We start from the raw sequence: 26,619 nt of genomic DNA, 5'->3' as shown, positions 1-26,619 counted from the left end.
CGGCCTGCGATGCTGCGGCGATGCCCCGGCACGAGCCCGACCGGCCCCCAGGAGACGTCCGTCACTGGTTCCTGAGCGAGCGGGAGCGGGGCAACCACGCCACCCGGCTGCGGGCGTGGACCGAGGGCAACGAGGTGCTGCCGCTGGTGCACGGCCGGACCTACTTCCCGCTGCTGCTCCAGGCGCTCGAGGGGGCCGGGGCCGGTGACCTGGTGGTGTTCGCGGACTGGCGCGGTGACCCCGACGAGCGGCTGACCGACGACGGGCCCACCGTGGGCCAGGCGTTCAGCGACGTGTCCCGGCGCGGCGCGATGGTCAAGGGGCTGCTGTGGCGCTCGCACATGGACCGGTTCCAGTTCTCGTCGGAGCAGAACCGGGACCTGTCGGAGGACATCGACGACGACGGCGGGGAGGTGCTGCTCGACCAGCGCGTCCGGCCGATGGGCAGCCACCACCAGAAGTTCGTCGTCGTCCGCCACGCGGAGCACCCCGGCACCGACGTCGCCTTCGTCGGCGGGATCGACCTGGGCCACAGCCGCCGCGACGACGCCGAGCACGGGGGCGACCCGCAGACCCAGCCGTTCTCGTCCCGCTACGGCGACAGCCCGGCGTGGCACGACGTGCAGGTCCGGCTGCGTGGTCCCGCGGTGCGCGACGTCGAGGACGTGTTCCGCGAGCGCTGGGAGGACCCGGCCGAGCTGACCCGGATGCCGTGGCACGTCATCCCCGACGTCCTGCGCAGGCTGGACCGGGACGCCTCGACGCTGCCCGAGCCGCGGCCGGACCCGCCGGCCGCGGGGACCTGCGCCGTCCAGCTGCTGCGGACCTACCCCAACCGCCGTCCCGGCTACCCGTTCGCCCCCGACGGCGAGCGCAGCGCGGCCCGCGGCTACGCCAAGGCCTTGCGACGCGCCAAGCGGCTCGTCTACATCGAGGACCAGTACCTGTGGTCCACGCAGGTGGCCGAGGTGTTCGCCGAGGCGCTGCGCCGGGAGCCGGACCTGCACCTGGTCGCCGTGGTCCCCCGCTACCCCGACCAGGAGGGCAGGCTGCGCCTGCCCGCCGTCCACCACGGTCACGCCCAGGCGCTCGCGATGGTGGAGGAGGCCGGTGGGGACCGGGTGCACGTGGTCGACGTCGAGAACCGCCGGGGCGAGGCGGTCTACGTCCACGCCAAGGTCTGCGTCGTCGACGACGTCTGGGCCACCGTGGGCAGCGACAACTTCAACCGGCGCAGCTGGACCCACGACTCCGAGCTGACGGCCGCGGTCCTCGACACGGCCCGCGACCCGCGCGAGCCCCGGGACCCGGCGGGCCTGGGTGACGGCGCCCGGCGCTTCGCGCGCGAGCTGCGGCTGGAGCTGATGCGCGAGCACCTCGACCGCGCCGAGGGCGACGACGGGGACCTGCTGGACCTGGGCTCGGCGGTGACGGCGCTGCGCGACAGCGCGGCGACGCTGGACCGCTGGTACGCCGACGGCCGGGTCGGCGAGCGACCGCCGGGGCGGCTCCGCCCTCACCGGCTGCAGGTGCCGCCGGCGTGGCAGCGACGGCTGTCGGCCGGCTTCTACCGTGTCGTCATCGACCCGGACGGCCGCCCCCCCATGATGAAGTGGCGCAAGCAGATGTGAGCGGCCAGGGGCCAGGGGCCGGGCCGAGGGACGGGGGACGGGGACGACGTGGGTAGAGGTGCCGTGGTGGCGGTCGCCGGCGCGGCGGTCCTGGTGGGCGTCGTCCTGCTGGTGCGGCCCGGCACCCAGGCGCCCGACGGGCTCGCCCTGCCCACGCAGGCGCCGTCCGGACCGTCGCCGGCCGCCGACCCGCTGCCGACCGTGCCGATCCCCGACGTCGAGGACCTGGCGCAGTGGCGGGTCGACGAGGTCGCCGTGGACGGCGGCGGCATCGGGCCCTTCCGGCTCGGCGCCCAGGCGGCGGGCCTGGTCGAGTCCGGCTGGCAGCAGGTGGAGCAGCCGGACGGCTGCGTCCGGCTACGGGGGGCCTCCGTGCAGGGGGCGGACCTGCTCGGATGGGCCGTGGACGGGGAGGTCGTGTCGCTGCAGGTGCGGCTCCACGCCGACGAGCCGCCCCCGCCGGGCCCCTCGGTCGTCCCCCTGGGCCTGACCGCGGACCGCACGCTGGAGGCCATCGGCGGCTCGGACGGGCTCACCGACCTCACGATCCCCGCCGGGGACCGCACCGTGCGGCTGCTGGAGCTGTCCAGGGGCAGCACGACCATCTCGGTGTCCGACCTCGGCGGCGAGCTGGTCCGTCACCTCGAGGTGGCGACCCGGCGGGGCCGGGACTGCACCCCGACGCCCGAGACCCTGCTGGCGGAGTTCCCGCCGACCGTGCTGCCCGAGACGCGCCGGGTGGTGGAGGACCCGACGACCTACGCCGACCTGCTGCCCGAGGTCGACGCCCTCGGGCTGCCCGTCGACGAGGCGATCGACCAGGGCGTCCCCGTCGTGGCGTCCACCGACGGGTGCCAGACGTCCTCCGGGACCGACGGTCGGGACCGCGACGTGTCGACCACCGTCCGCGACGGTGTCGTCGTCGGCCAACGCGTCACCCGTCCCGGCTGGGACGCCACGGCGCTGGACCTCACCTTCGTCGAGGACGACGGGGCCCTGGTCCGGCAGGCACCGGGCACCTCCTCGGTCGTCGACACCGACGGCGGGACCGTCCGCTTCGAGCTGCTCACCCGGGAGCGGCTCGTGGTCGCCGTCGACGGCGGCGTGCTCACCGGTCCGCCGGTCGTGCAGTCCCGACGCGCGGGCGAGGACTGCGGCGGTCCGTGACCGTCCCGGCACACCGGGCAGGCATGCTCCTGCGGCATAACCGGCGCCCGCCCGACGTTCGTGGTCGTAGAAGCGTCAACTATCGAGGAGGCACCCGGTGAGCGGCATCCAGCTCGGCGTGTTCAGCGTCGGCGACATCACCCCGGACCCGACCACGGGTCGGACCCCGACCCAGCAGGAGCGCATCAAGGGGCTCATGCAGATCGGGCTCAAGGCCGAGGAGGTGGGCTTCGACGTCTTCGCGCTGGGCGAGCACCACGACCACCCGTTCGTGCCGTCCGCGCTCACCACCATGGGGGCGTTCCTGGCGGCGCAGACCGAGCGGTTGATCTTCTCGACGTCCATCGCGCACATCACCACCAACGACCCGGTCCTAATGGCCGAGCAGTACGCCATGCTCCAGCACCTGTCCGACGGTCGCGTCGACCTGATGCTGGGCCGGGGCAACACCGGCCCGGTGTACCCGTGGTTCGGCAAGGACATCCGCGACGGCCTCAAGCTCGCGGTCGAGAACTACGACCTGCTGCACCAGCTGTGGCGCACCGACGTGCTCGACTGGCAGGGCCAGTTCCGCACCCCGCTGCAGGGCTTCACGTCGGTCCCCCGGCCGTTGGACGGTGTGCCGCCGTTCGTCTGGCACGGGTCGATCCGCAGCCCCGAGATCGCCGAGCAGGCCGCGTACTACGGCAACGGCTACTTCCACAACAACATCTTCTGGCCCAAGCAGCACGTGGAGCGGATGGTCGGGTTCTACCGTCAGCGCTTCGAGCACTACGGCCACGGCCCGGCCGATCAGGCCTACGTCGGCCTCGGCGGGCAGGTGTACGTCCGGCCCAACAGCCAGGACGCGATCCGTGAGTTCCGGCCGTTCTTCGACGTCGCCCCGGTCTACGGGCACGGACCGACGCTGGAGGAGTACATGGACCAGACCCCGCTCACCGTGGGCTCTCCCCAGCAGGTCATCGAGCGGACGCTGGCCTACCGCGAGGTGGTCGGGGACTACCAGCGGCAGATGTTCCTGCTCGACCACGCCGGGCTCCCCCTGACGACGGTGCTGGAGCAGATGGACTACCTGGGCGAGCACGTCCTGCCCGTGCTGCGGGCGGAGTTCGCCAAGGACCGCCCCGCCCACGTGCCCGACGCCCCGACCCACGCCACGCTGCTGGCGGCCCAGCAGACCCGGGCCCAGCAGCCCCAGACCCAGGAGGTGTCCCCGTGACGCGACGCATCGTCGTCATCAGCGGCGGCCTGAGCGAGACCTCGGCCACCCGCCGCCTCGCCGACCGGCTCGCGAGCGCCACCACCGGTGAGCTGCGCACGCGCGGCGTCCAGGCCGAGTCGGCGGTGATCGACCTGCGCGAACGCGCCCACGACATCACCAACGCGACGCTGACCGGGTTCGCGAGCCCCGACCTGCAGGGCGACCTCGACGCGGTGCTCGCCGCCGACGGCGTCATCGCGGCCACCCCGGTCTACAGCGGCTCCTACACGGGGTTGTTCAAGTCCTTCGTCGACCTGCTGGGGCAGGCCGCGTTCGACGGGACCCCGGTCCTGCTCGCCGCCACCGCCGGCACCGCACGGCACTCGCTGGCCCTCGACCACGCGATGCGCCCGCTGTTCAGCTACCTGCGGGCCCTCACCGTGCCGACGGGTGTGTTCGCCGCCAGCGAGGACTGGGGCGGGGACGGCGACGCCGCCGGGGCGCTGGCCGGGCGCGTGACGCGGGCGGCGGGTGAGCTCGCGGCGCTGGTCGCGGTCCGCGAGCCCAAGCAGGTCGTCGACGCGTTCGACACGGCCCCCTCCTTCACCGACCTCCTCGGCGGCCTGCGGGGCTGAGGCCGGTTGCAGGTCACGCTTCGGACCACTGGGTTTTAATACTTATGACTTCGTCCTCGCGTCCCTTGCTCCCTTCATAGTTATGCATAACTCTTGAGGTCGTGACGACGACCGCCCTCATCGGCTCCGGGGAAGACCTCACAACCGAGTTCAAGCGACAGGTCAACGACCGCGACCTGGTTCGCGCCGTGACCTGTCTGGCCAACTCCCAGGGTGGTGTCCTCCTGGTGGGCGTGGAGGATGACGGCACCGTGGTCGGCGCTAACCCGCGGCACGGGGAGGAGACGCTTCCGCACCGGGTGGCCGCTCTGATCCAGAACTCCACCGAGCCGTCCCTGGCCGTCAGCGTCCGCATCGACGTGGTCCAAGGGCTCGACGTCCTGAGGGTGGACATCCCGGCCGCTGACCCTGCGCCGGTCGCGACCAAGGACGGGGTGTTCACCAAGCGCGTCCTCGACCCCCACGGCCTGCCTCAGTGCGTACCCATGACTCCCCACGAGATCGTGAGCATGGGGATGGTCACGCGTGGCATGGACTACGCCGCGTCGGTGGCCCGCGAGGCGACCGACGCCCATCTGGACCCTCGGGAGTTCGACCGCTTCCGCCGGCTCTGCCGCAGCAGTGGTGACCAGAGCATGGCCTCGTTGTCGGACGGTGACATCCTCAGGGCGCTCGGCCTTCGGCCAGCTCCTCAACAAGTCAGCCTCGGCGCCGTACTGCTCTTCGGCACCGAGAACGCCGTCGCTCGATGGATTCCTGCGGCGGAGGTCCTGTTCCAGGACCTCCGCGAAGACCATCTCCTGGACCTTCGCCTGACGGGGCCCCTCCTGAAGGTCGCCGAAGAGGTGCGCCGCATCCTCGACGCGCGTGACTCCGTAACCGAACTCAGCGCCGGGCTCTTGCGCGTCGAGGTACCTCTCATCCCCTCGGTGACCAGGCGGGAGACCGTCGCCAATGCTCTCGTCCACCGGGACTACTCCGAGCTCGGCCCCATCCGGATACAGATCTCCCGTCACGAGTTCACCGTCGCAAGTGCTGGCGGGTTCCCACCAGGGGTCACTGTGGCGAACCTGCTGGACCAGTCCCGGCCGCGGAGCCCCATCATCGCCGACGCCTTCAAGCGCGCAGGTCTCGTCGACCGGCGCGGCAAAGGTGTGAACGACATGTTCGAACAGCAACTGCGAGCCGGCCGCGATGAGCCCGACTACTCCCGGACAACCTCCGACTCCGTGGTGGTGGGCGTGGCGCTCGGCACTGCCGACCTCGACCTGGTCCGTTTCCTGCTCACCTTCGAGAACGAGACCCAGCGCACGCTCGGCCTCGACGAAATCCGACTTCTGCATGAGGTCAAGGCCTCTGGGTCAGCTACCGGGACCGAGCTAGCGGAAGCGACCAACATGCTGCCGGCGACGACGCGGGTGATCACGACGCGATTGGTCGAGGCTGGCTTGCTGGAGGCCCGCGGCAGTGGCAGGAGCCGGCGGTTCCATCTGACGGCACGCTTCTACGACCTGGCTCAGGACCGCAACGCCTACGTGCGGGTCAAGGGTGCCGACCCGCTGCAGCAGCAGCGGATGGTCCTCGACTACGTGAGCGCGTACGGCTCTGTCACGCGAGGGCAGGCTGCCCAACTGTGTCAGACGTCCCCTGCGCAGGCCCGGGTGATCCTCAAGAGACTCGTGGAGGGCGGACAGCTTCGGCTAGTGGGTGAGCGGCGTGGCTCGCACTACGTCCTGCCGTAACCATCCCTCGGGGGCAGACCGACCTCAGCCTTCGGGGAACCCCAGGTTCTCCTCGGGCACCGCGTCGGTGACCGGGGTGTCGTCGAACGCCTCCGGCGGCGGGGTCGGGGTCGACGACGCCTCGTCCTCGGTCCCGCGCCGACCCTCCTCCGTGCCCGCCTCGCCCAGCGCGGCCGACCCCGGGTCGTCGTCGCCCTCGGCCGTGCTGGACATCGGGTCCTGGCCCGTCATGTCCCGGTCTCCGCCCATGGTGTGCGCTCCTCGGCTTGCGGTCCGCTGGTGCTGTCGTGGCCGGACTACCCGGCCCCCCGCGCCCGAAACCCGCCCGGTGGCGGGCGCCTCAGTCCGCCGCGTCGGCGGGCTCGGCCGGCGGCTCGGCGCCGGCCGCCTCGTCCCGCTCGGCCCACACCAGCAGCGGGGCGAGGTCGAACACGTGCTCGTCGATGTCGGCGTGCAGGTCACCGAGCCGGGCGAACCGCTCGGGCACCGTCGCGATGGTGAGGTCGCCCGGTTCGGCGTCGTCCACCTCGTCCCAGCGGATCGGCGTGGACACCGTGGCCTCGGGGTTGCCCCGCACCGAGTAGGCCGCCGCGATCGTGTGGTCACGGGCGTTCTGGTTGTAGTCGACGAACAGGGCGTGCGGGTCGCGGTCCTTGCGCCACCAGGTCGTGGTCACGTCGTCGGGGGCCCGGCGCTCGACCTCGCGCGCGAACGCGAGCGCCGCCCGACGGACGTCGGTGAAGGAGTGCGTGGGCGGGACCCGGACGTAGACGTGCATCCCCGAGCCGCCGGAGGTCTTGGGGAACCCGACCGCACCGAGCTCGTCGAGCACCTCGTGGACGACGTGGGCCACGCGACGGACCTGGGCGTAGTCCGACAGCGGTCCGGGGTCCAGGTCGATGCGCCACTCGTCCGGGGACTCCGTGTCGGCGCGGCGGCTGTTCCAGGGGTGGAACTCCACCGTGGACATCTGCACCGCCCACGCCACCTGCGCCAGGTGGGTGACGCACAGCTCGTCAGCGGTCCGGTTCCAGCGGGGGAAGTGCAGCCGTACGGTCTCCACCCACGGCGGTGCCCCGGCGGGGACCCGCTTCTGGTGGACCTTGTCGCCGGCCACGCCCTTGGGGAAGCGGTGCAGCATGCACGGGCGCTCGCGCAGGGCGTTGACGATCCCGTCGCCCACGCTCAGGTAGTAGCGCAACAGGTCCAGCTTGGTCTCACCGCGGGCCGGGAAGTAGACCCGGTCGGGACTCGACAGGCGCACGGGCAGCCCGTCGACGTCGATCTCGAGCGCCGGTGCCTTGGACGACGCGCTGGCCACGAAACCACGGTAGCCGCGACCGGGTCGGCGGGCCCCACGGCTCTGCGACCCTGGGCCGTCCCCTTCCCCGGAGGTTCACCGTGCAGACCTTCCGCGCCACCCGTCACGCCGCGGCCCCCGCCGCCCGCGTCTGGGCCGTCGCCACCGACCTGGCGAACGCCCCCGACGTCATCACCGACATCGACGCCGTCGAGGTGCTCACCCCCGGCCCGTTCGGCGTGGGCACCCGCTGGCGCGAGACCCGCACGATGTTCGGCAGGAGCGCCAGCGAGGAGATGGCCGTCACGGCCGTCGACCCCGGGCGTTCGTACACCGCCGAGGCGGACAGCCGCCGCACCCACTACGTGTCGACGTTCACGTTCGTGCCCGTGGCGGGCGGCACGGACGTCACCATGACCTTCGCCGGTGAGCCCTCCGGGACCCTGGCCCGGGCGCTCACCAGGGTCACGGCGCCCCTGACCCGACGAGCCGTGGAGAGGACGCTGCGCGCGGACCTGGACGACATCGCCGCCGCGGCCGAGCAGGACCGGCCCGCAGGACCCTGACCTAGGACGCCTCGGACAGGGCCGGCTGCAGGCCGACCTGGTCGCGGCCGGCCCGTTTGGCGCGGTACAGGGCGTGGTCGGCGGCGGCGTACAGCGCCCGGACGTCCGTCGCGTGGTCGGGGGCGTGCGCCACCCCCGCGCTGACGGTGAGGTGCACCTGCGTGCCCTCCACGGTGTCGACCGGTCGGGACCGCACCCGCTCCACCACGGCGACGGCCCGCGCCACCGCCCGGTCGTAGGGGCAGGCGGGCAGCAGCAGGGCCAGCTCGTCACCCCCCATCCGGGCCACGACGTCACCGGGGCGCGACACCTCGCGGAGCAACCGACCCAGCAGCTCCAGCGCGTCGTCGCCGACCGGGTGGCCGTAGGCGTCGTTGACGTCCTTGACCCGGTCGACGTCCACGATGATCCGCGAGGTCCCCTCCGTGGCCACGACGTCACCGGGGCGCGACACCTCGCGGAGCAGCCGACCCAGCAGCTCCAGCGCGTCGTCGCCGACCGGGTGGCCGTAGGTGTCGTTGACGTCCTTGAACCGGTCGACGTCCACGATGATCAGCGAGGTCCCCTCCGTGGCGGCGGCGCTGCTGAGGGCCACGCCCAGGGCGTCGTCCAGGACGCGCCGGGTGACCAGACCGGTGAGCGGGTCGATCGCCGCCTGCCGCTGCAGCCGCACCACCAGGGCACGCTGCCGCTCCCCGGCCCGCACCAGGAGCACGGTGGTCGTCACCAGCACCACGCCCAGGTAGACGAAGTCGGCGACGGCCTCCCCGGGCGGCAGCAGCGACCCGACCACGGTCCCGTGGCCCAGGACGGCGGCCCCCAGGACCGTCACCGCGCCCGCGCGCCGCAGCTGGGACGCCCCGAACAGCACGGGGAGGAAGAAGAACACGACGGCGGCCAGCGAGGTGTCTCGGGTCAGCAGGTCCAGGGCGGTGATCCCCGCGACCCCGACCAGCGGGATCAGCAGGCACAGGGCCGCCGCGACCCGCGCCGGCGCCAGCAGGACACCCGCGGCGAGCCCCGTCATGAGCAGGACGACGGTGAACGAGACCTCCGGCAGCGACGAGGACTCCGGCACCAGCACGGTGAACCCCAGCAGCACCGCCGCCGACACCACCGACAGCGCAGCCACCGTCCGGCGGGCCGTGGCCAGGTCGTGGGGGCCGAGGTCGGCCGGCGTCCGGTGCTCGTCCACCTCATCGGGATCGGCAGCGGTGGCCCCGGCCTGAAGCGGTCCGGGGCAGCAGAAGAGCCCCCGACCTGCTGGTCGGGGGCTCTTCGTCGTGCTGCGTGCGCGAGGGGGGAGTTGAACCCCCACGTCCTTTCGGACACACGGACCTGAACCGTGCGCGTCTGCCTATTCCGCCACTCGCGCGCAGCGGGAAGCGTACTACGACTGCAGCGGCCTCCCGAACCGCGCGTTCCACGATCCACCTCCCCCGCCGGTACATTGCGAGCAGGCCGGGCACGTCTCGGGGTGCGGTCGTGCCCTCGCGTGCCCTCCGGGAGTCGGAGAGGAGGTGGTCCTGCCATGGGGCTGTTCGACAAGTTCGAGAAGGGCGTCGAGCGCACGATCAACGGTGTGTTCGCCCGCACGTTCAAGTCCCGCGTCCAGCCGGTGGAGATCGCCTCCGCCCTGCGCCGTGAGCTGGACGACCGCGCCGCCGTGCTCGGCCGCAGCCGCACCCTGGTGCCGAACCACTTCACGGTGACCCTGAGCCCGGACGACCACGACCGCCTGGCCGAGTGGGAGGACGCGCTGGCCGACGAGCTCGCCGCGTCCGCCATGGAGCACGCCGACAAGCAGCGCTACGCCTTCGTCGGGCCCGTCACCGTCACCCTCGACCGGGACGAGGACCTCGAGGTCGGGATGTTCGACGTGGCCAGCCAGACGGTCAAGGGCGCCGTCGCGCCGGCCACCAGCCGGACGGCGACCGCCGGACGTCCGGTCATCGAGGTCGACGGACGCGCCTACGTCCTGACGGGCCCCGTCACCACGCTGGGGCGCGGCTCCGACGCCGACATCGTGCTCGACGACAACGGCGTCTCCCGCCGTCACGCCGAGCTGCGGGTGGACGGCTCGTCCGGGCGGACCGTGCTGTCCGTGCTGGACCTGGGCTCGACCAACGGCACCTTCGTCGGGGAGCGGCAGATCGACCACCAGGCGCTGCAGGCCGGTGACGTCGTGTCGCTCGGGCACACGCGCATCGTGGTGCGGGACGCCGGATGAGCGAGCTGACCCTCACCGTCCTGCAGCTGGGGCTGCTCGTGCTGCTGTGGCTGTTCGTGCTCGGCGTCGTCGGGGTGCTGCGCGGCGACCTGTACGGCACCAGGGTCGCCGTCCGGCAGGCGCCGAAGGCGCCCAAGGCCGCACCGACGCCCAAGCAGCCGACGCCCAAGCCCCAGCCGGCCCCACGACGGGACGCGGGGGCACGGCAGCCGCCGGAGCCCCGCCCGCCGGCCCTGCCCCGGCAGCTCGTCGTCACCGAGGGCTCGCTGCAGGGCACCACGATCACCCTCGGCACCTCGGCCATCACGATCGGCCGGGCCGCGGACTGCACCCTCGTCATCGACGACGAGTTCGCCTCCGGGCGGCACGCGCGCATCTCGCGCCAGGAAGGCCAGTGGGTGCTGGAGGACCTGGGCTCGACCAACGGCACCTACCTGCGCAAGGAGCAGGTCCAGGGACCGGTCGCGCTGCAGGTCAAGGTCCCGATCCGGATCGGGCGCACCGTGCTGGAGCTGAGGGCCTAGTGTCCATCGCCCTGCGCTACGCCGCCCGCAGCGACGTGGGCCTGGTCCGGACCAAGAACGAGGACTCCGGCTACGCCGGGCCCCACCTGCTCGTCGTGGCCGACGGCATGGGCGGGCACGCCGGCGGCGACGTCGCGAGCTCGCTGGCCGTGGGGGAGCTGGCGAGCCTGGACGGGGAGGCGCTCGGCAGCACCGAGGCCCAGACCCGCCTCGGGGAGCGGATCCGCCGGACCAACACGACGCTGCAGGACCGGGTCAAGGCCCAGCCGGAGCTCGCAGGCATGGGGACCACCGTCACGGCCCTGATGCGGGCCGGGTCGCGGCTGATCCTCGCCCACATCGGCGACTCCCGCGCCTACCTGCTGCGTGGCGGCGAGCTGGTCAAGGTCACGACCGACCACACCTACGTGCAGAGCCTGGTCGAGGCCGGGCGGATCACGGAGGAGGAGGCCGAGAACCACCCGCAGCGCAACGTCGTCATGCGGGTGCTGACCGGCGAGCACGGGGACGAGGCCGACCTGTCCGTGCGCGAGGGCCGCGCCGGCGACCGCTGGCTGCTGTGCTCCGACGGCCTGTCGGGCTTCGTCAGCCACGACACCCTGCACGACACCCTCGCCGCCGGGGACGACCCGGGCACTACCGCCGAGAACCTCGTCCGCCTCGCGCTGCGCTCCGGCGCCCCGGACAACGTCACGGTCATCGTGGCCGACGTCGTCGACCTGGACTCCCCGCCCTCCACGGCCCCGCAGGTCGTGGGGGCGGCGGCCGCCCGCACCAAGAAGGGCACCAGCCCGGCCCCCCCGAAGGACGACAGCCCGGCCGCCCGCGCGGCGTCGCTGGGCCGCGAGGACCGACCGGAGGAGGACCACGACGACGACTCCCCGGGCGACCGCCGCTGGGTGGCCTGGCTCGTGGTGCTCGCGGTGCTGGCCGGGCTGGGCGGCTCGGTGTGGCTGGCGTGGAGCTGGTCGCAGGACCAGTACTTCGTCGGGGCGGCCGAGAGCGGCTCCGGCCAGGAGATGGTGGCGGTGTACCGCGGCCTGAGCCAGGACATCGGGCCGATCCGGTTGTCCACGGTCGACGAGCTCACCGACGTCGCGGTCGAGGACCTGCCGTCCTTCCAGCAGGGCATCGTCGCGGAGGGCATCCAGGCGGACGACCGGACGGAGGCCAGCCGCATCGTGTCCGACCTGCGCGACCAGCTGGGCGCCGGGTGAGGCGATGACCACCGTCGTCACGGCCCTCGCCCCGGGGACCCGTCGCGGGTTCGAGCTGCTGCTGATCCTGGTGTCGGTCGGCATCTCCACCGTCGCCTACGCCCTGGTCGGCCTCACCGTCGAGGGTGTGCTGCCCGTGCGGCTGCTCGCCGTGGGCGCGGGCCTGCTCGGGCTCGGACTGGCCCTGCACGTCGTCGTCCGGGTGGTCGCGCCGTACGCGGACCCCGTCCTCATCCCCATCGCGCTGCTGATCAACGGCATCGGGCTGGTGATGACCCACCGCCTGGACCTGGCCGAGGACACCTCCCTGGCCGTGCGGCAGCTGGGGGCGACCGCCATCTCCGTGGTCGCCGCGGCCGTGGTGCTCGTGGTCCTGCGCGACCACCGCCGGCTGCGGGCGCGCACCTACACGGCCATGGTGGTCGGGCTGGGCCTGCTGCTGCTGCCGCTGGTGCCCGGCATCGGGAGCACCGTCAACGGCGCCACGATCTGGATCGACCTGGGGATCACGACGTTCCAGCCGGCCGAGCTCGGCAAGATCGCGATCATCATCTTCTTCGCCGGCTACCTGGTCGTCGCGCGGGACACCCTGTCGCTGGTCGGGCCCAAGATCCTGTGGCTGCGCCTGCCCCGCCCCCGCGACCTGGGCCCCATCCTCGTGGCCTGGCTCGCGTCGGTCGGCATCCTGGTGTTCGAGCGGGACCTGGGCACCTCGCTGCTGTTCTTCGGCATCTTCGTGGCGATGCTCTACGTCGCGACCGAGCGGGTCAGCTGGATCGTCATCGGCATGGCCCTGTTCGCCGGCGGCTGCGTCCTGGCCTGGCAGCTGTTCGGCCACGTCCAGAACCGGGTGGCCGTCTGGCTGGACCCGTTCGACCCCCGCCTGATCGAGGCGACCGGCGGGTCGTACCAGGTGGTCCAGGGCCTGTACGGGATGGCCGACGGCGGGCTGCTCGGGACCGGGCTGGGTCGCGGCCGGCCCCAGATCGTGCCGTTCGCCGAGAGCGACTTCATCGTGGCGTCGCTGGGCGAGGAGCTGGGCCTGGCCGGGCTGTTCGCGATCCTCGTCCTGTACGGGATCCTCGTGCAGCGGGGCATCCGCACCGCCATCGGCGTCCGTGACGGCTTCGGCAAGCTGCTGGCCTGCGGTCTGGCGTTCTCCATCGCGCTGCAGGTGTTCGTCGTGGCCGGCGGTGTCACCCGGGTGATCCCGCTCACGGGGCTGACGATGCCGTTCCTGGCCTACGGCGGGTCCTCCCTGCTGGGCAGCTGGATCATCATCGCGCTGCTGCTGCGGGTCTCCGACCTGGCCCGCCGCCCCGACCTGCCCGAGCCGCCCCGCGGCCAGACGCCGGCCACCCCGGCCGACGACGCCCGCACCCAGGTGGTGAGGCTGCCGTGAACACCCCGCTGCGCCGCCTGGCCGTCGTGGTCACGCTGCTGTTCGCCAGCCTGCTGCTGTCGACGTCGTGGATCCAGTTCGTCGGCGCGTCGTCGGTGGCCGCCGGGCAGGGCAACGTCCGCGAGGTCTACCGCGAGTTCGGCCGCGAGCGCGGGCCGATCGTGGTGGCCGGCGACCCGGTGGCCACCAGCACCGAGGTGGGCGGGGACTACCAGTACCTGCGCGAGTACCCCGGCGGGGAGCTGTACGCCCACTCCACCGGCTTCTTCTCCATCGTCTACGGCACCACGGCCACCGAGGACGCCGAGAACGACGTGCTGGCCGGCACGGCCGACTCGTTGTTCTACAGCCGGATCGGCCAGGTCCTCACCGGCCAGGACCCGACGGGCGGCTCGGTCGAGCTGACGCTGGACCCGGCGGCGCAGCAGGCTGCGTGGGACGCCCTGGGCGACCAGCGCGGGGCCGTGGTCGCCGTCGAGCCCAGCACGGGCCGCATCCTGGCCATGGTGAGCAAGCCGTCCTACGACCCCGCGTCGCTGGCCTCCCACGACCTGGCCGCCGTGCGGGAGGCGTGGGACAGCCTCAACGCCGACCCGGACCGCCCGCTGGAGAACCGGGCCATCGCCAGCCAGACCTACCCGCCGGGGTCGGTGTTCAAGATCGTGACGGCGGCCGCCGCCCTGGAGAGCGGCAGCTACACCGCGCAGTCGCAGCTGCCCGGCCCGGCCGCGCTGGACCTGCCCGGCACCACGGCGGTGCTGCCCAACTACGACGACCGCCCGTGCGGCCCCGGTGACCTGACGACGCTGGCCGAGGCCATGCGGATCAGCTGCAACAGCGCGTTCGGTCAGCTCGGGATCGACCTGGGTGGGGACGCGCTGCGCGAGCAGGCCGAGCGCTTCGGCTACGAGGACGACCTGGCCATCCCGCTGACCGTCACGCCGTCGCGGGTCCCGGAGGGGCTCAACGCCCCCCAGAGCGCGCAGGCGGCCGTCGGGCAGTTCGACGTCAGGGTCACCCCGCTGCAGGTGGCCATGACCAGCGCCGCGGTCGCCAACGACGGGGTCCTGATGCGACCGCAGCTGGTCAGGACCGTGCGCGGCCCGGACCTGCAGGTCGTCGAGCAGGTCGAGCCGGAGGTGATGGCCGACCCGGTCGAGCCGGCCACCGCTGATGCCATCACCGCCATGATGGTCGACGTCGTCGAGAACGGGACCGGCACGGCGGCGCAGATCTCCGGGGTCCAGGTCGCCGGCAAGACCGGGACCGCGCAGACCGGGAACGACCAGGCCCCGCACGCCTGGTTCACGTCCTTCGCCCCCGCCGACGACCCCCAGGTCGCCGTGGCCGTGGTCGTGGAGAACGGCGGCAGCGCCGGCAGCGAGACCAGCGGCGGCCGGGTCGCGGCACCGATCGCGCGCGCCGTGATGGAAGCGGTGCTGGCGCGATGACGCAGGCGGGAGCGGGGCTCGTGCTCGCCGGTCGCTACCGGCTGCTGGACCAGGTCGCGGTCGGGGCGATGGGCGAGGTGTGGCGCGCGCACGACGACCGGCTGGACCGGGACGTCGCCGTCAAGGTGCTGCGCCCGGAGCTCGCCGACGACGACGGGTTCCTCGACCGGTTCCGGACCGAGGCGCGTCACGCGGCGTCGGTGCGCCACCCGCACGTCGCCGCGGTGCACGACTACGGCGAGGACCCCGCGGTCCTCACCGGCGGGACCGCGACCGCGTACCTGGTGATGGACCTGCTGCAGGGTCGCCCGCTCAACGCGGTGCTGGCCGAGAGCGGCCCGCTGCCGGCCCAGGAGGTCGCCGGCCTGCTCGCACAGGTGGCCGACGCGCTCGCCGCCGCGCACCGGATCGGCCTGGTCCACCGCGACGTCAAGCCCGCCAACCTCGTGGTGTCGCGACACCCCAGCCAGGAGCAGACAGGCCCCGGGCAGCCGGGCGCCGGGGCCACGGAGGCCGGGCGCCGCCCCGACGACGTCACCGTCACCGACTTCGGCATCGCCCGGGCCGCGGACGCCGTCCCGGTCACGCGCACCGGGCTCGTGATGGGCACGGCGGAGTACCTGTCTCCGGAGCAGGCCCGGGGCGAGCGGGCGACCACCGCGTCCGACGTCTACTCCCTGGGGGTCGTGGCCTACGAGCTGCTGACCGGGCAGCCGCCGTTCACCGGGGACAACCCGGCCGAGGTGGCCCGCGCCCACGTCCAGGACCCGCTCCCGCCCCTGCCGGGCACGGTGCCCGACGCGATGCGCACCACCGTGTCCCGCTGCCTGGCCAAGTCGCCCGGCGCCCGGCCGGACGTCGAGACCCTCGCCACCCGGCTGCGGGCGATCGCCGAGGGCGTCGAGCCCGCGGCCGACCTGCCCGCCCCCGAGGCGGAGGCCGCCGGCGTCGCCGCGCCCACGGGCGGCGGACCGAGGCCGTCGGCCCCGGCCGTGCCCCGGACGAGGGAGATCCCCGTCGTCGGCCACCCGACGGCCCAGGACGCACGACCGAGGGCACGACCTGCGGCGACGCGGGTCACCCCCTCCCGGCGACGACGGCCGCTGCGTGCGCCGCTCGTCGCCCTGCTCGCGCTGGTGGCCCTGCTGCTGCTGGCGACCCTGCTCCAGGCGTTCGGCCTGGTGGGCGGCGGGGACGACACGTCCGCGGCGGGTCTGGAGCATGTGCCAGGCTCCCCGTGGACCACGATCGACAAGGACGGACGATGACGGATCAGACGACAGGCGAGCCTCGGCTCGTGGGCGGCCGCTACCAGCTGACCGAGGAGATCGGGCGCGGGGGGATGGCCGAGGTCTGGTCGGCGCACGACCGACGGCTCGGTCGGTCCGTCGCCGTCAAGCTGCTGCGCACGGACCTGGCGCGCGACCCGTCGTTCCAGGCCCGGTTCAAGCGGGAGGCGCAGTCGTCGGCCTCGCTGAACCACCCCGCCATCGTGTCGGTGTACGACACCGGCGAGGACACCGCGCTCGACCCCTACGGCTCGCCCGCGCCGCAGCCCTACATCGTCATGGAGCAGGTCCACGGTCGGACCATCAAGCAGATCCTGCAGGAGTCGTCGCCGCTGGACCTCGACGACGCCCTGCGCATCACCGCCGGGGTCCTGGACGCCCTGCAGTACAGCCACCGCGCGGGGATCATCCACCGCGACATCAAGCCCGGCAACGTCATGGTCAACGACGCGGGCGAGGTCAAGGTCATGGACTTCGGCATCGCCCGGGCGATGGCGGACACCTCGGCCACGATGACCGGCACCAACGCCGTCATGGGCACCGCGCAGTACCTGTCGCCGGAGCAGGCCCGCGGGGAGTCCGTGGACGCCCGGTCCGACCTGTACTCCGCCGGCTGCCTGCTCTACGAGCTGCTCACCGGTCGGCCGCCGTTCGTCGGGGAGAACGCCCTGGCGCTGGCCTACCAGCACGTCGGCGAGACGCCCGCCGCCCCCAGCACCCTCAACCCCGACGTCCCGGTCGACCTGGACAACGTCGTGCTGCACTCCCTGGCCAAGGCCCGGGAGGACCGGTACCAGGACGCCGAGGCGTTCCTCGCGGACCTGGACCGGGTGGCCACGGGGCTGCCCGTGCTCGCCCCGGCCGCGGCCTTCGCCGACACCGGCGCCATGACCCAGCGCATGCCCGCCGCCGTCCCGCCCCCGGTGTGGGCCGAGGACGAGGTCGACGAGCTGCCCGGGGAGGACGAGGAGGACGAGCAGCCCAGGCGACGCGTCTGGCTGTACGCCCTGCTGGTCCTGCTCGCGCTGGCGCTCATCGGGGGCGTGGTGTGGTTCCTGGCCTCCGGCGGCGAGGAGCCCGTGGACGAGGTGCGGATGCCGGAGCTGGTCGGCCTGCAGCAGGCCGACGCGGAGGCGCAGCTGACCGAGCTGGGCTTCACCGACGTCACGGTCGAGCAGGACGAGGAGGCCGACGCCGAGGCCGGAGTGGTCACCGAGCAGGACCCGCTGCCCTCGGACACCCTCACCCTGTACCCGCTGGACACCGCCGTCACGCTGACGGTCGCCGTCGGCCCCGGAGAGGTGGCCGTCCCGCAGCTGGAGGGCCTCACGCAGGCGGAGGCCCGTGACGCGCTGCTGGCGGCCGGGTTGGAGTTCGGCGGCACGAGCGAGGCCGACGACCCCGACGTCGAGGCCGGGCTGGTGCTGTCCAGCGAGCCCGCCACCGGCGAGACGGTCGAGGAGGGGACCGCGGTCACGCTGGTCCTGGCCAGCGGGCAGAACACCGTCCCGTCGGTCATCGGCCTGCAGCAGACCGAGGCCATCCAGCGCCTGCAGGCTGCCGGGTTCGGCGTGACGACGGAGAACCAGGAGACGGCCGAGGAGGAGCCGGGCACCGTCCTGGCCCAGGACGGCACCGAGGACCGTCGCCTGGACATCGGGGAGCAGGTCGCGCTGACCATCGCCGTGGCCCCGCCGCCGGAGCCGTCCGTCGTCACGGTCACGCCGACGCCGCCCCCGGCGCCCGAGCCCGAGCCGGAGCCCGAGCCGGAGCCCGAGCCCGAGCCGAGCGGCGAGCCCACCGCCGAGCCCACCGCCGAGCCCTGAGGCCTCGGCCCCCTCGGCCCTGCGGCCGAGGGGGTCAGCGGGTGACGAGGGGGCTGAGGCCCGCGGCGCGGGCGGGGGCGCCGGTGTCGCCCAGCACCGCGAGCCAGTTGGCCAGCAGCAGGTGCCCGCCCTCGGTGAGGACGGACTCGGGGTGGAACTGCACCCCGAACAGCGGCAGCGACTCGTGCTGCAGCGCCATCACGACGCCGCCCTGCGTGCGCCCGGTGACCTGGAGCTCGCCCGGGATGGTCTCGTCGACGACGGCGAGCGAGTGGTACCGGGTGGCGGTGAAGGGCGACGACAGCCCGGCCAGCACCCCGTCGCCGCCGTGCAGCACGGGGCTGGTCTTGCCGTGCAGCAGCTCGGGGGCGTGGGTCACGGTGGCGCCGAACGCCTCCGCGAGGGCCTGGTGGCCCAGGCACACCCCGAGCAGCGGCTGACCCCGCTCGGCGGCACGACGCACGGTGGCCACGCAGATGCCGGCCTCCCCGGGTGTCCCGGGGCCCGGCGACAGCAGGACGCCGTCGTAGTCGTCCGCGTGCTCCGGGGTGACCTCGTCGTTTCGGACGACGTCGACCTCCGCGCCCAGCTGGCGCAGGTAGCCGACCAGGGTGAAGACGAACGAGTCGTAGTTGTCGACGACGAGCACCCGCACCGGCGGGCCGGCGGACGGTGCCGTCCCGGACGGGTCGTCGACCTGGTCCATGGGGTCGTTCACGGCGTGGGCTCCTCGACGGTCTGCTGGTTGAAGGGCACGTACGGCTCGAGCACCGGGAACAGCCACAGGAAGCACACGGCCACCGCGGCGGCCAGCAGCAGGACCACCAGGACCAGCCGGACCGCGAGCGGTCCGGGCAGCACCCGCCAGATCGCGCCGTACATCAACCCACCTCCGCGGCCTGCAGCGCCGCCGGCGGCCCGTCGCCGCGAGGCGTGGAGGACTCCAGCAGCGCGTGGACGACGTAGCGCTCCCGGGCGCTGAACATCGGGTGGCACGACGTCATCGTCAGCCAGGCCTCGCTCGGCGTCTCGCCCGGCTGCGACGGGACGGGCGCGATGACCCGGACGTCGGTGGGGAGCACGATCTCCGTGACCTCCACCCGGTAGACGTGGAACGTGTCCGGCGTCTCGACGACCACCGCGTCCCCGGTGACCAGGTCCGCGATGGGGTTGAACGGTGCCCCCCAGGTGGTGCGGTGCCCCGCGACCGCGAAGTTGCCGACCTCGCCGGGCAGGGCGGCGCCGTCGTAGTGACCGACCCCGTCCTGCAGGACGAGGTCGTCCGTGCCCGCCAGCACCGGGGCGACGTAGTCCTCGCCGAACCGGGGCACGCGCAGCATCGCCACCACGTCCGACGGCAGGTCGGCCAGCACCGGGTCGACGGCGGGAGCGGCGGCCCCCTCGACCGGTGCGGCGGCGGTGTCCCACTGCTGCTCCAGGGCGGCGGCGGTCTGCTGCTGGGCGCGGTCGCCGACCACGTCGGTCCACCACAGCTGGTAGGCCAGGAACAGCAGGACCAGGGCGCCCCCGGTCACCATCAGCTCACCGAACGCCCGGACGAGGGCGCGGATCACGCGAGCACCCGGGTCATGCGTCGCGGACCTGCGCGAACCGCAGCTCCAGCGGCCCGCTGTACGCGGGCAGCTCCGTCTCGCCGATGTCCTCCGCCTCGTACCCCAGGCCGAAGGCCTCGACGTAGCGGCGGTACTCGTCCACGTTCTCCGAGTCCTCCAGCGCGGCCAGCAGCGCCTCGACGTAGCGGCGGTACTCGTCCACGTTCTCCGCGTCCTCCCGCGCGGCCAGCAGCGCCTCGACGTAGCGGCGGTACGCGTCCACGTTCTCCGAGTCCGCCAGCGCGGCCAGCAGCGCCTCGGGATCGCCGACGGCGGTGATGACGTACGGCGGGGAGTAGGGCTGGCCCTGCAGGCTCAGCGTGTTCCCCACGCAGCGCACGGCGCTGGTGGAGATGACGCGCTGGTCCATCAGCATCATCGCCTCGGCCCCACCGAGCCACAGCGCGTTCACCACGGCCTGGACGTCCTGCTGGTGCACGACCAGGTCGTCGGGGGACCCCGCCTGGGCGGCGCGACGGCTGGTGAAGTCGGCGTCGTCGAGCACCACACGCACCGCGGGGCCGGTGACGGCCTGCATGCCGGCCGCCTCGCCCATGGCGGCGAGGGCACCGTCGAGCTCGGGGTCGGCGCCGGCCGTGCGGCCCTCGAGCTCGGCCACCTCGGCCCGCAGCGACTCCACGAGCGTGGTCGTGCCCTCGGCCGCGTCACGCTCCTGGCCGACCAGCGAGGCCAGGTCCACGGAGTCGTCCCGCAGGTCCGTGCCCTGCGCCGTGCTGCCGGAGGCGGCGAACAGCAGACCGGCGGCGCCCAGCACCACGGCCACACCGGCGCCGGGGCCCTGCCGCAGCGCACGCAGCAGCCCCTCGCGCCCGCGCCGACGGGGACCGTCGCCGGGGCCCGGGACCCGGGGCTCGCTGTCGATGTCCATCGGTCCCATTGTGACCTGCCGAGGAGGCTGCCCGTCGCCGTACCCTGTGCGGAGCACCCGATGGCCTCGAGCCACGGGACCACGACCTCACCACCGACCCCTCCGAGGAGCAGACGTGCCCGAGTCCAGCCGACGCAAGAAGCCGGCGTCCCCCGCACCCGTCACGACGGGGCCGCCCGCGCCCCCCAAGCCCAACCCCCGCTGGTGGGTCCCGGTGATGGTCGGGCTCATGGTCCTCGGCCTGGTCTGGATCGTCGTCTTCTACATCACGCAGCAGGCCTACCCGATCCCGGGCATCGGCCTGTGGAACCTGGGTGTCGGCTTCGGGCTGGCCATGGCGGGGTTCCTGATGACCACCAGGTGGCGCTGACCTGCGGAACTACACCGGTGTGAGTTGTCCCCAGCGGTTGTCCACAGTGTGCATAACCTGCTCCGGGGACCTCACGCCAGCACCCCCGGACCCACCACGAGCCACCGGACGACGGTGAGCACCACGAGCAGGACGATGACGGCGACGAGGCCGCCGACCTGCCACCGGGTGCGGTTGGTCCGGGGGGCCAGCACCAGCACGCCGCCCACGAGCAGGCCCCCGATCAGACCGCCGACGTGGCCCTGCCAGGAGATGCTGGGCAGCAGCAGGCCGGCGGCGGCCAGCACCAGCAGCACCAGCACCTGGCGCACGACGGGCTCGCCCCGGCGGCCGTTGAGGGCCACGGCCGCCCCGAGCAGCCCGAACACGGCCCCCGACGCGCCGACGGTCAGGCCGAACCAGCCGTCGGAGGTGGTCGGGGTCAGCCAGAGGACGCCCACGGCCGAGGCGATCGTCGACAGCACCAGCAGCGTCAGGTAGCGCCACCGGCCGAGCTGGACCTCGATCTCACGCCCGATCACCCACAGCGCGAAGCCGTTGAGGAGCAGGTGCAGCGGCAGCCCGGGGGAGTGCACGAGCCCGAGGGTGAGGAACCGCCAGGGCTCGGCCATCGACAGCACCGGGGCGAACGCCAGCGCGCGCGTGACCCCCGGCAGCACGGCCTGGGCCAGCCAGACCACGACGAGGACGCCGATCAGGGTCTGGGTGACGACCGGTCGGCCGTCGCCCAGGGGGGCCCCGGCCACGGTGCGGGCGGTGACGGCCGGCTGGGCCCGGACGCAGTCCACGCAGTGGACACCGACGGCGGCCGGGCGCTGGCAGTCCGGGCAGGCCGGACGCTCGCAGCGCTGGCATCGCACGTAGGCCACCCGGTCGAGGTGGCGCGGGCAGACCGGCTGCGCCGACGGCTGCCCGTCGGGCCGGCCGGGACCCTCGGTCCCGGCCGGCCCAGGGTGGTCAGGAGAGCTCGACACCGCTGATGGAGATGTCCTCGCGGGGACGGTCACGGTTGTCGGTGGGCGCCGCGGCGATGGCGTCGACGACGGCCTGGGACTCGGCGTCGGCGACCTTGCCGAAGATGGTGTGCTTGCCCTGCAGGTGGGGGGTCGGCACGACCGTGACGAAGAACTGCGAGCCGTTGGTGCCCTGGCCACCGCGCTTGCCGGCGTTGGCCATGGCCAGCAGGTACGGCTCGCCGAAGGACAGCTCGGGGTGGATCTCGTCGTCGAAGGTGTAGCCGGGACCGCCGGTGCCGGTGCCCAGCGGGCAGCCGCCCTGCACCATGAAGCCGGAGATCACGCGGTGGAACGCGAGCCCGTCGAAGAACGGGTCCTTGCGGGTGGCGCCCGTGGTCGGGTCGGTCCACTCCTTCTCGCCCGTGGCGAGGCCGGTGAAGTTGGCCACCGTCTTGGGCGCGTGGTTGCCGTACAGCTCCACTCGGATGTCGCCCTTGGTGGTCTTGATGGTCGCGGTCTGGGTCGCAAGCATGTCCTCAGTGTCTCAGGCGTGACGCGCCCGTGCGTCCGCGGCCTGATCACGGCAGGATGGCCCTCGGGGCACGGTGTCCCGTGAACCACAACGACCTCGGGAGGAACCATGTCGAGGACGACGACGAAGGCGCGCAAGGCCGAGAAGAAGGCCAACCGCGCCGCCGAGCGTGCGGTCGCCAGCGCCGGCGAGGCCGTCGCGGCCGAGAAGGCCGCCGCCAAGCTGCGGATCGACTCGGCCCGCGAGTGGGCGGAGCCCAAGGTCAAGAACGCGCGCGACTGGGCCGAGCCCAGGGTGAAGACCGCCAACGACTGGGCCGAGCCCCGGGTGAAGCACGCCGCTGACTGGGCCGAGCCCCGGCTGCGCCACGCCAAGGACGCGACCGTGCAGTACGCGGCCCCCAAGGTCGAGGCGGCAGCCGGGAAGATCGCGCCGGCGGTGGACTCCGCCCGCGACACGATCGTGGACGGCTGGCTGCCCAAGGTCGTCGACACGGCGACGGCGGCGGCCGCCGCCGCGGCCGCGGCGGGTGCGACGGCCAACGAGCGGGGCTCGGGCGCGGTGCACGTCCTCAAGGGCGACGCCGTCGCCACCACCAAGAAGACGAAGGGCCGCAAGGGCCGCAAGCTCCTGCTCGTCCTGGGCGTCTTCGCGGCGATCGGCGGGGCCGTCGCGTTCCTGCTGCGCAAGCAGGACGACGCGACCGACCCGTGGGCTCAGCCCTACCCGACCTACCCGCCGGCCCCGGTCCAGCCGACGTCCGCGCCGGTCACGCCCGCGACCGAGGGCGGGTCGGACGACGAGACGGAGAAGTCGGACGGGGACGAGGACGAGGACGAGCAGCGTCCCGAGACCGACATCGCCGACATCGCCCCCGGGGCGCACTCGGTGACCGACGACGGCAAGGACGAGAACAGGTCCTGACGTCGCGCACCTGCACCTGACGAGGGCGCTCCCGCTGCAGCGGGGGCGCCCTCCGCTGCGTCAGGGGGGCGTGTGCGCCCCGGGGAGCCGGCTCAGTCGCCGGTGTTGCCCTCGCCGTAGCGCACCACCTTGGAGTCGGTGATGGCGAGCAGCTCCTCGTCACGGTCGCCGGAGGTGTAGACCACGCGGGCGCTGACCCCGATCTCGCGCACCCGGGACTGCACGACGGCCCGCCCCTCGTCGAAGGTCAGCTCCGGGTTGGGCGTGGAGTTGACGGCGGTGATCTCCGACGGCAGGTCCCGGGACCCGAAGTCCACGGTGTAGTCCGGCGGGATCACCATGGTCGACGTCCCCACCGGTGAGGAGTTGTCGCTGAACCCCCGGTACCAGCTGACCGTGACGGTGGTCGGGAAGTCCGACTGGTTCGTGACGCTCACCAGCGTGGCCGAGCGCACCCGCCCGCCGGTCTGGGAGTTCATGTAGGTGACGAGGTAGCGGGGCCGGCTCGGGAACGCCAGCCCCCCGATCTCGTCGAGCGTCCCGGCCTCGAGGTGGCGGCGCAGCGTCGTCGCCGCCCGCTCCTCGACCGGGACGTTCGGGGCCTTCTCGTTGACTCTGATCGGCATGACTGGTCCTCCTGTCGTGACGGGACGCTGGGCGCGTCCCGTGCGCCTCGATGGCGCAGACAGAGGAGGTGGAGTCGGTTTGGGGTGATACGCCGGAGTTGTCCCGGCTGAGGGGCTCGACGTGGCTGCACGTCGCTGCGATCAGAACAGACCGGAGACCCTTCGCGGCGAGACGAGAGGGCCTCCGGCCTGAGTGGAGGCGAGGGGACTCGAACCCCTAACCCCCTGCTTGCAAAGCAGGTGCGCTACCAATTGCGCCACGCCCCCGGAGCCGTCCGGGTCGAGCAGGTGCTGCGGTCAGACCGGGTCGGTCGCCTCGGCCCAGAGCTGGGCCTCGTGCCGACGGTCCGTCCACCTGCGCCACGCGGCGAACGCCGCGAGGCCTGCGAACGCCAGGACGAGGACTCGCTTCACGGGCTTCTCCTCGATCGCGGGCGGACGACGTGCGTGCCAACTGTAGAGCAGCCGGGCAGACGGGGCGACGCGCCTGTCCTCGGCCCACCACCGCCGGGGTCTCAGCCGCCGCTCGCCGAGAAGTGCTGCCAGTCCGCGAGCGTGCGGTAGTCACCGCCCCAGGTCCAGCCCTCGTCCCGGAAGGCCCGCACCACGGCCGAGTCGTCCAGCAGCATCCCCGGCAGCCGGCGGTCCCGGTCGGTGTATGCGGTCGCCAGCTCGGGGATGACGACCCGGTCCTCGCCGGTCCCCCGGTCGTACGGGTTGTGGAACGGGTTGACGTCCAGCGCCCGGCCGTGGGCGTGCTCGGACCAGCCGCCGCCCCCGGTCGTCGGTCGGCACACGAACGCCGACGTCACGTTGCCGTCGCCGGTCGGGGCCAGGTCCAGCTCCTCGCGGGCCACCACCCGCACCTCCTCCAGGGGGAACCGGTCGGCGTGCATCGCGGCGAACGCCGCCACCACGGCGTCCGCGGCGTCACGGTGCAGCAGCACCTCACCGGTGTGGGGCCGGCCGTCGAACCCCCAGAACGCGACCAGGACGTAGCGCAGGTCGTCGGCGGCGACCGGGCACGCGGGTTCCCAGGTGGAGCGCGCCAGCACGTCGTCGGGGACGCTGCCGACCGACGAGGTGAACTGCCCGTCGACCGGCGGCTGCAGCACGTCCACGGTGAGGATGCGACGGTCCAGCAGCTCCGGAGGGGTGGTCTGCGGGGGGACGGGCCCGCTCCCGGCCGGGCCCAGGGCGCGGGTCCCCACCCACTCCGGGGCCGGTGTCGCCCGCGGGTCGGGGGTGCCGCCGAGCACCGGCCTGGACGGCTCCGCCGTGACCGTCGGACTCGTCGGCGTCGTGACCGCCGACGGACCGTGCGAGGCCGGGCTCGGGGGACCCACGTCGGCGCCGGACGTGGGCGGCCCGAGCACCGGGCCGGTGCGGACACCGGCGGCCCCGCTCGCCGCCGCCGTCGCGGCGCTCGCCGACGTCGAGGTACCGCCGTCGGCCGGTGCTCCCGCGGGGGCGCAGCCGCTCAGGACGGCCACCAGCAGGACGGCCACGACCAGGCGCGCACGGCTGACCGTCGAGGCGCCGTCCCGGGTACACCCTGACCGCCTGGGACGCGAGACGCCGGCCACCGGTGCCTGGCGGGCAGGCGCCGGGACCGGCGTGGGGCTCGTACGGGTGGGTGGGCCTAGGTGGACTTGAACCACCGACCTCTTCCTTATCAGGGAAGCGCTCTGACCGACTGAGCTATAGGCCCGTGCGCTCGCGCGCCTGCCGAGGGTACCCGAGGTGGGCACCCTCGCTGAAATCAGCGGCTCACTCGTCGGTGAGCGTGACGTGCAGACCGCCGACGAGCCCGGAGCTGATGTTGTAGACGAACGCGAACAGGGTGGCCAGCGCAGTCAGGATGACGACGTTGGCGACCGAGACGACGACGGACAGGGACAGCATCCGCTCGAAGCCGACGTAGGCGTAGATGTCGAACAGCGCGTCGCCCTGCACCTGGCCCACGATCTCGTTGATGTCGGTGAAGACACCCATGCCGTCGATGACGTTCCACACCACGGCGGTCACGACGACGCCGATGATGCCGAGGGCCACGGACAGCAGGAACGACAGCTTGAGGACCGACCACGGGTCGAGCCGGGCCAGCGACAGACGGGCCTTGCGGGGGCCACGACGAACCGCAGCCGCCGGCCGCACCCCGGGGCGGGGCTGACCGGGACGCGGCTGACCCGGGCGGGGCTGACCCGCACGGGGCTGACCGCCGCTCGGCTGGCCCGGACGCGCCTGGCCCGGACCGGGCTGACCGGGACGGGGCTGACCCGGTCGCGGCTGGCCCCCCCGGACCGGCTGACCCGGCTGGGTGGGCTGACCCGGACGCTCACCCGTGCGCAGGGGCTGGCCCTGCCGGGGCTGGGTGCCGGTCGCCCGACGCTGCGGCCCGCCCGGACGGGTCTGCCCGGGCTGCGGCGGCGCCGTCGTGGTGCGGACCGGTGCCGTCCCCCGCGGGCCGTCGACCGGGCGAGGACGCTCGGACTGCGGACGTGCGCCCGACGGTGCCTCAGCACCGC

The 26,619-nt window shown here is 73.5% G+C and carries 28 protein-coding genes and 3 tRNA genes; 15 read left to right on the top strand and 16 right to left on the bottom strand.

All coding sequences use genetic code 11. The annotated features are described in order from the left end of the window. The first annotated feature begins 20 nt into the window (after nt 1–20). The 5 genes from ACR80Q_RS00600 (at nt 21) to ACR80Q_RS00580 (ending at nt 6,376) form a co-directional block, all read left to right on the top strand. Nucleotides 21–1,631 carry a phospholipase D family protein gene (locus tag ACR80Q_RS00600; protein ID WP_435375591.1) on the top strand — a complete coding sequence of 537 codons (1,611 nt, stop codon included), beginning with the start codon at nt 21–23 and terminating at the stop codon, nt 1,629–1,631. A 66-nt stretch (nt 1,632–1,697) separates the two neighbouring features. Then, nucleotides 1,698–2,798, top strand: a complete 1,101-nt coding sequence (locus ACR80Q_RS00595; RefSeq protein WP_435375590.1) for a hypothetical protein — start codon at nt 1,698–1,700, stop codon at nt 2,796–2,798. 106 nt (nt 2,799–2,904) lie between these two features. Then, nucleotides 2,905–4,017 carry an LLM class flavin-dependent oxidoreductase gene (locus tag ACR80Q_RS00590; protein WP_435376033.1) on the top strand — a complete coding sequence of 371 codons (1,113 nt, stop codon included), beginning with the start codon at nt 2,905–2,907 and terminating at the stop codon, nt 4,015–4,017. After that, on the top strand, nt 4,014–4,634 hold the full coding sequence (locus ACR80Q_RS00585; protein WP_435375589.1) for a CE1759 family FMN reductase: 621 nt from the start codon (nt 4,014–4,016) through the stop codon (nt 4,632–4,634). Before ACR80Q_RS00590 ends, ACR80Q_RS00585 begins: the two co-directional genes overlap by 4 nt. Before the next feature lie 101 nt (nt 4,635–4,735). Beyond that, the gene (locus ACR80Q_RS00580; protein WP_435375588.1) at nt 4,736–6,376 is read left to right on the top strand and encodes a DNA glycosylase AlkZ-like family protein; all 1,641 of its coding nucleotides are present in this window, start codon (nt 4,736–4,738) and stop codon (nt 6,374–6,376) included. Between the two features lie 24 nt (nt 6,377–6,400). Here the strand turns inward: ACR80Q_RS00580 and ACR80Q_RS00575 are convergent, their stop codons facing one another. Continuing rightward, nucleotides 6,401–6,625 carry a hypothetical protein gene (locus ACR80Q_RS00575; RefSeq protein WP_435375587.1) on the bottom strand — a complete coding sequence of 75 codons (225 nt, stop codon included), beginning with the start codon at nt 6,623–6,625 and terminating at the stop codon, nt 6,401–6,403. 91 nt (nt 6,626–6,716) lie between these two features. Next, nucleotides 6,717–7,697 carry a non-homologous end-joining DNA ligase gene (ligD, locus tag ACR80Q_RS00570; protein WP_435375586.1) on the bottom strand — a complete coding sequence of 327 codons (981 nt, stop codon included), beginning with the start codon at nt 7,695–7,697 and terminating at the stop codon, nt 6,717–6,719. A gap of 80 nt (nt 7,698–7,777) precedes the next feature. Here ligD and ACR80Q_RS00565 point away from each other — a divergent pair, with 80 nt between their 5' ends. After that, nucleotides 7,778–8,242 (top strand): SRPBCC family protein, encoded by a 465-nt coding sequence (locus ACR80Q_RS00565; RefSeq protein WP_435375585.1) that lies wholly within the window; start codon nt 7,778–7,780, stop codon nt 8,240–8,242. 1 nt (nt 8,243) lies between these two features. Here ACR80Q_RS00565 and ACR80Q_RS00560 read toward each other — a convergent pair whose 3' ends face one another. Both ACR80Q_RS00560 and ACR80Q_RS00555 read right to left on the bottom strand, forming a co-directional pair. Then, nucleotides 8,244–9,437, bottom strand: coding sequence for a GGDEF domain-containing protein (locus tag ACR80Q_RS00560; RefSeq protein ID WP_435375584.1), 1,194 nt, complete (start codon nt 9,435–9,437; stop codon nt 8,244–8,246). Nucleotides 9,438–9,533: 96 nt separating this feature from the next. Further along, a tRNA-Leu gene (locus ACR80Q_RS00555) sits at nt 9,534–9,617 on the bottom strand. A gap of 156 nt (nt 9,618–9,773) precedes the next feature. On the opposite strand from ACR80Q_RS00555, the gene ACR80Q_RS00550 reads away from it, so the two are divergent. From ACR80Q_RS00550 to pknB, 7 genes are read left to right on the top strand one after another with little or no spacing between them, the layout of a single operon-like run. Next, nucleotides 9,774–10,472, top strand: a complete 699-nt coding sequence (locus tag ACR80Q_RS00550; protein ID WP_435375583.1) for an FHA domain-containing protein — start codon at nt 9,774–9,776, stop codon at nt 10,470–10,472. Then, the gene (locus ACR80Q_RS00545; protein ID WP_435375582.1) at nt 10,469–10,996 is read left to right on the top strand and encodes an FHA domain-containing protein FhaB/FipA; all 528 of its coding nucleotides are present in this window, start codon (nt 10,469–10,471) and stop codon (nt 10,994–10,996) included. Before ACR80Q_RS00550 ends, ACR80Q_RS00545 begins: the two co-directional genes overlap by 4 nt. Next, nucleotides 10,996–12,213, top strand: a complete 1,218-nt coding sequence (locus tag ACR80Q_RS00540) for a PP2C family protein-serine/threonine phosphatase (protein WP_435375581.1) — start codon at nt 10,996–10,998, stop codon at nt 12,211–12,213. Before ACR80Q_RS00545 ends, ACR80Q_RS00540 begins: the two co-directional genes overlap by 1 nt. Before the next feature lie 4 nt (nt 12,214–12,217). Then, on the top strand, nt 12,218–13,615 hold the full coding sequence (locus ACR80Q_RS00535; RefSeq protein WP_435375580.1) for an FtsW/RodA/SpoVE family cell cycle protein: 1,398 nt from the start codon (nt 12,218–12,220) through the stop codon (nt 13,613–13,615). Continuing rightward, the gene (locus tag ACR80Q_RS00530; protein ID WP_435375579.1) at nt 13,612–15,066 is read left to right on the top strand and encodes a peptidoglycan D,D-transpeptidase FtsI family protein; all 1,455 of its coding nucleotides are present in this window, start codon (nt 13,612–13,614) and stop codon (nt 15,064–15,066) included. Before ACR80Q_RS00535 ends, ACR80Q_RS00530 begins: the two co-directional genes overlap by 4 nt. After that, on the top strand, nt 15,063–16,334 hold the full coding sequence (locus tag ACR80Q_RS00525) for a protein kinase domain-containing protein (protein WP_435375578.1): 1,272 nt from the start codon (nt 15,063–15,065) through the stop codon (nt 16,332–16,334). Before ACR80Q_RS00530 ends, ACR80Q_RS00525 begins: the two co-directional genes overlap by 4 nt. Next, a complete protein-coding gene (pknB, locus tag ACR80Q_RS00520) occupies nt 16,331–18,181 on the top strand; it encodes a Stk1 family PASTA domain-containing Ser/Thr kinase (protein ID WP_435375577.1) in 1,851 nt (616 codons plus the stop codon). Before ACR80Q_RS00525 ends, pknB begins: the two co-directional genes overlap by 4 nt. A gap of 34 nt (nt 18,182–18,215) precedes the next feature. On the opposite strand, the gene ACR80Q_RS00515 is transcribed toward pknB, so the two are convergent. Genes ACR80Q_RS00515 through ACR80Q_RS00500 form a run of 4 tightly spaced genes read right to left on the bottom strand, consistent with a single transcriptional unit; the run spans nt 18,216 to nt 20,683 of the window. Then, nucleotides 18,216–18,887, bottom strand: a complete 672-nt coding sequence (locus tag ACR80Q_RS00515) for an aminodeoxychorismate/anthranilate synthase component II (protein ID WP_435376032.1) — start codon at nt 18,885–18,887, stop codon at nt 18,216–18,218. Nucleotides 18,888–18,895: 8 nt separating this feature from the next. After that, a complete protein-coding gene (locus tag ACR80Q_RS00510; RefSeq protein WP_435375576.1) occupies nt 18,896–19,063 on the bottom strand; it encodes a hypothetical protein in 168 nt (55 codons plus the stop codon). Next, the gene (locus ACR80Q_RS00505; RefSeq protein WP_435375575.1) at nt 19,063–19,755 is read right to left on the bottom strand and encodes a class E sortase; all 693 of its coding nucleotides are present in this window, start codon (nt 19,753–19,755) and stop codon (nt 19,063–19,065) included. The genes ACR80Q_RS00510 and ACR80Q_RS00505 overlap by 1 nt, the downstream gene beginning before the upstream one ends. 13 nt (nt 19,756–19,768) lie before the next feature. After that, nucleotides 19,769–20,683: a DUF881 domain-containing protein gene (locus ACR80Q_RS00500; RefSeq protein ID WP_435375574.1), complete on the bottom strand. Its 915-nt coding sequence runs from the start codon at nt 20,681–20,683 to the stop codon at nt 19,769–19,771. Between the two features lie 115 nt (nt 20,684–20,798). Between ACR80Q_RS00500 and ACR80Q_RS00495 the strand changes: the two genes are divergently transcribed. Further along, a complete protein-coding gene (locus ACR80Q_RS00495) occupies nt 20,799–21,053 on the top strand; it encodes a cell division protein CrgA (protein WP_435375573.1) in 255 nt (84 codons plus the stop codon). Between the two features lie 71 nt (nt 21,054–21,124). Here ACR80Q_RS00495 and ACR80Q_RS00490 read toward each other — a convergent pair whose 3' ends face one another. Beyond that, nucleotides 21,125–21,922, bottom strand: a complete 798-nt coding sequence (locus ACR80Q_RS00490) for a rhomboid family intramembrane serine protease (protein WP_435375572.1) — start codon at nt 21,920–21,922, stop codon at nt 21,125–21,127. A gap of 88 nt (nt 21,923–22,010) precedes the next feature. Then, on the bottom strand, nt 22,011–22,541 hold the full coding sequence (locus ACR80Q_RS00485; protein WP_435375571.1) for a peptidylprolyl isomerase: 531 nt from the start codon (nt 22,539–22,541) through the stop codon (nt 22,011–22,013). Nucleotides 22,542–22,649: 108 nt separating this feature from the next. On the opposite strand from ACR80Q_RS00485, the gene ACR80Q_RS00480 reads away from it, so the two are divergent. Continuing rightward, complete coding sequence (locus ACR80Q_RS00480; RefSeq protein WP_435375570.1) at nt 22,650–23,465, top strand: hypothetical protein; 816 nt, start codon at nt 22,650–22,652, stop codon at nt 23,463–23,465. Nucleotides 23,466–23,557: 92 nt separating this feature from the next. Here ACR80Q_RS00480 and ACR80Q_RS00475 read toward each other — a convergent pair whose 3' ends face one another. From ACR80Q_RS00475 to ACR80Q_RS00450, 6 genes are all read right to left on the bottom strand, one after another. After that, nucleotides 23,558–24,091 (bottom strand): hypothetical protein, encoded by a 534-nt coding sequence (locus tag ACR80Q_RS00475; RefSeq protein ID WP_435375569.1) that lies wholly within the window; start codon nt 24,089–24,091, stop codon nt 23,558–23,560. 194 nt (nt 24,092–24,285) lie between these two features. Beyond that, nucleotides 24,286–24,358, bottom strand: a tRNA-Ala gene (locus ACR80Q_RS00470). A 30-nt stretch (nt 24,359–24,388) separates the two neighbouring features. Further along, nucleotides 24,389–24,505 (bottom strand): DLW-39 family protein, encoded by a 117-nt coding sequence (locus ACR80Q_RS00465; RefSeq protein WP_435375568.1) that lies wholly within the window; start codon nt 24,503–24,505, stop codon nt 24,389–24,391. A 101-nt stretch (nt 24,506–24,606) separates the two neighbouring features. Continuing rightward, a complete protein-coding gene (locus ACR80Q_RS00460) occupies nt 24,607–25,599 on the bottom strand; it encodes a M15 family metallopeptidase (RefSeq protein ID WP_435375567.1) in 993 nt (330 codons plus the stop codon). A gap of 129 nt (nt 25,600–25,728) precedes the next feature. Then, a tRNA-Ile gene (locus tag ACR80Q_RS00455) sits at nt 25,729–25,802 on the bottom strand. Between the two features lie 59 nt (nt 25,803–25,861). Further along, on the bottom strand, nt 25,862–26,248 hold the full coding sequence (locus tag ACR80Q_RS00450; protein ID WP_435375565.1) for a DUF3566 domain-containing protein: 387 nt from the start codon (nt 26,246–26,248) through the stop codon (nt 25,862–25,864). Nucleotides 26,249–26,619 lie beyond the last annotated feature (371 nt).

Source organism: Aquipuribacter aurantiacus, from assembly GCF_051216895.1.
GTDB lineage: Bacteria > Actinomycetota > Actinomycetes > Actinomycetales > JBBAYJ01 > Aquipuribacter.
The sequence above is the reverse complement of the archived record's forward strand: the minus strand, read 5'-3'. Positions and strand labels throughout refer to the sequence as shown.

Coding starts and splice junctions, on each gene's coding strand:
- ACR80Q_RS00475 (WP_435375569.1), bottom strand. CDS start 24,091: ATGCCGATCAGAGTCAACGAGAAGGCCCCGAACGTCCCGGTCGAGGAG.
- ACR80Q_RS00480 (WP_435375570.1), top strand. CDS start 22,650: ATGTCGAGGACGACGACGAAGGCGCGCAAGGCCGAGAAGAAGGCCAAC.
- ACR80Q_RS00510 (WP_435375576.1), bottom strand. CDS start 19,063: ATGTACGGCGCGATCTGGCGGGTGCTGCCCGGACCGCTCGCGGTCCGG.
- ACR80Q_RS00500 (WP_435375574.1), bottom strand. CDS start 20,683: ATGGACATCGACAGCGAGCCCCGGGTCCCGGGCCCCGGCGACGGTCCC.
- ACR80Q_RS00525 (WP_435375578.1), top strand. CDS start 15,063: ATGACGCAGGCGGGAGCGGGGCTCGTGCTCGCCGGTCGCTACCGGCTG.
- ACR80Q_RS00515 (WP_435376032.1), bottom strand. CDS start 18,887: ATGGACCAGGTCGACGACCCGTCCGGGACGGCACCGTCCGCCGGCCCG.
- pknB (WP_435375577.1), top strand. CDS start 16,331: ATGACGGATCAGACGACAGGCGAGCCTCGGCTCGTGGGCGGCCGCTAC.
- ACR80Q_RS00600 (WP_435375591.1), top strand. CDS start 21: ATGCCCCGGCACGAGCCCGACCGGCCCCCAGGAGACGTCCGTCACTGG.
- ACR80Q_RS00550 (WP_435375583.1), top strand. CDS start 9,774: ATGGGGCTGTTCGACAAGTTCGAGAAGGGCGTCGAGCGCACGATCAAC.
- ACR80Q_RS00575 (WP_435375587.1), bottom strand. CDS start 6,625: ATGGGCGGAGACCGGGACATGACGGGCCAGGACCCGATGTCCAGCACG.
- ACR80Q_RS00545 (WP_435375582.1), top strand. CDS start 10,469: ATGAGCGAGCTGACCCTCACCGTCCTGCAGCTGGGGCTGCTCGTGCTG.
- ACR80Q_RS00535 (WP_435375580.1), top strand. CDS start 12,218: ATGACCACCGTCGTCACGGCCCTCGCCCCGGGGACCCGTCGCGGGTTC.
- ACR80Q_RS00485 (WP_435375571.1), bottom strand. CDS start 22,541: ATGCTTGCGACCCAGACCGCGACCATCAAGACCACCAAGGGCGACATC.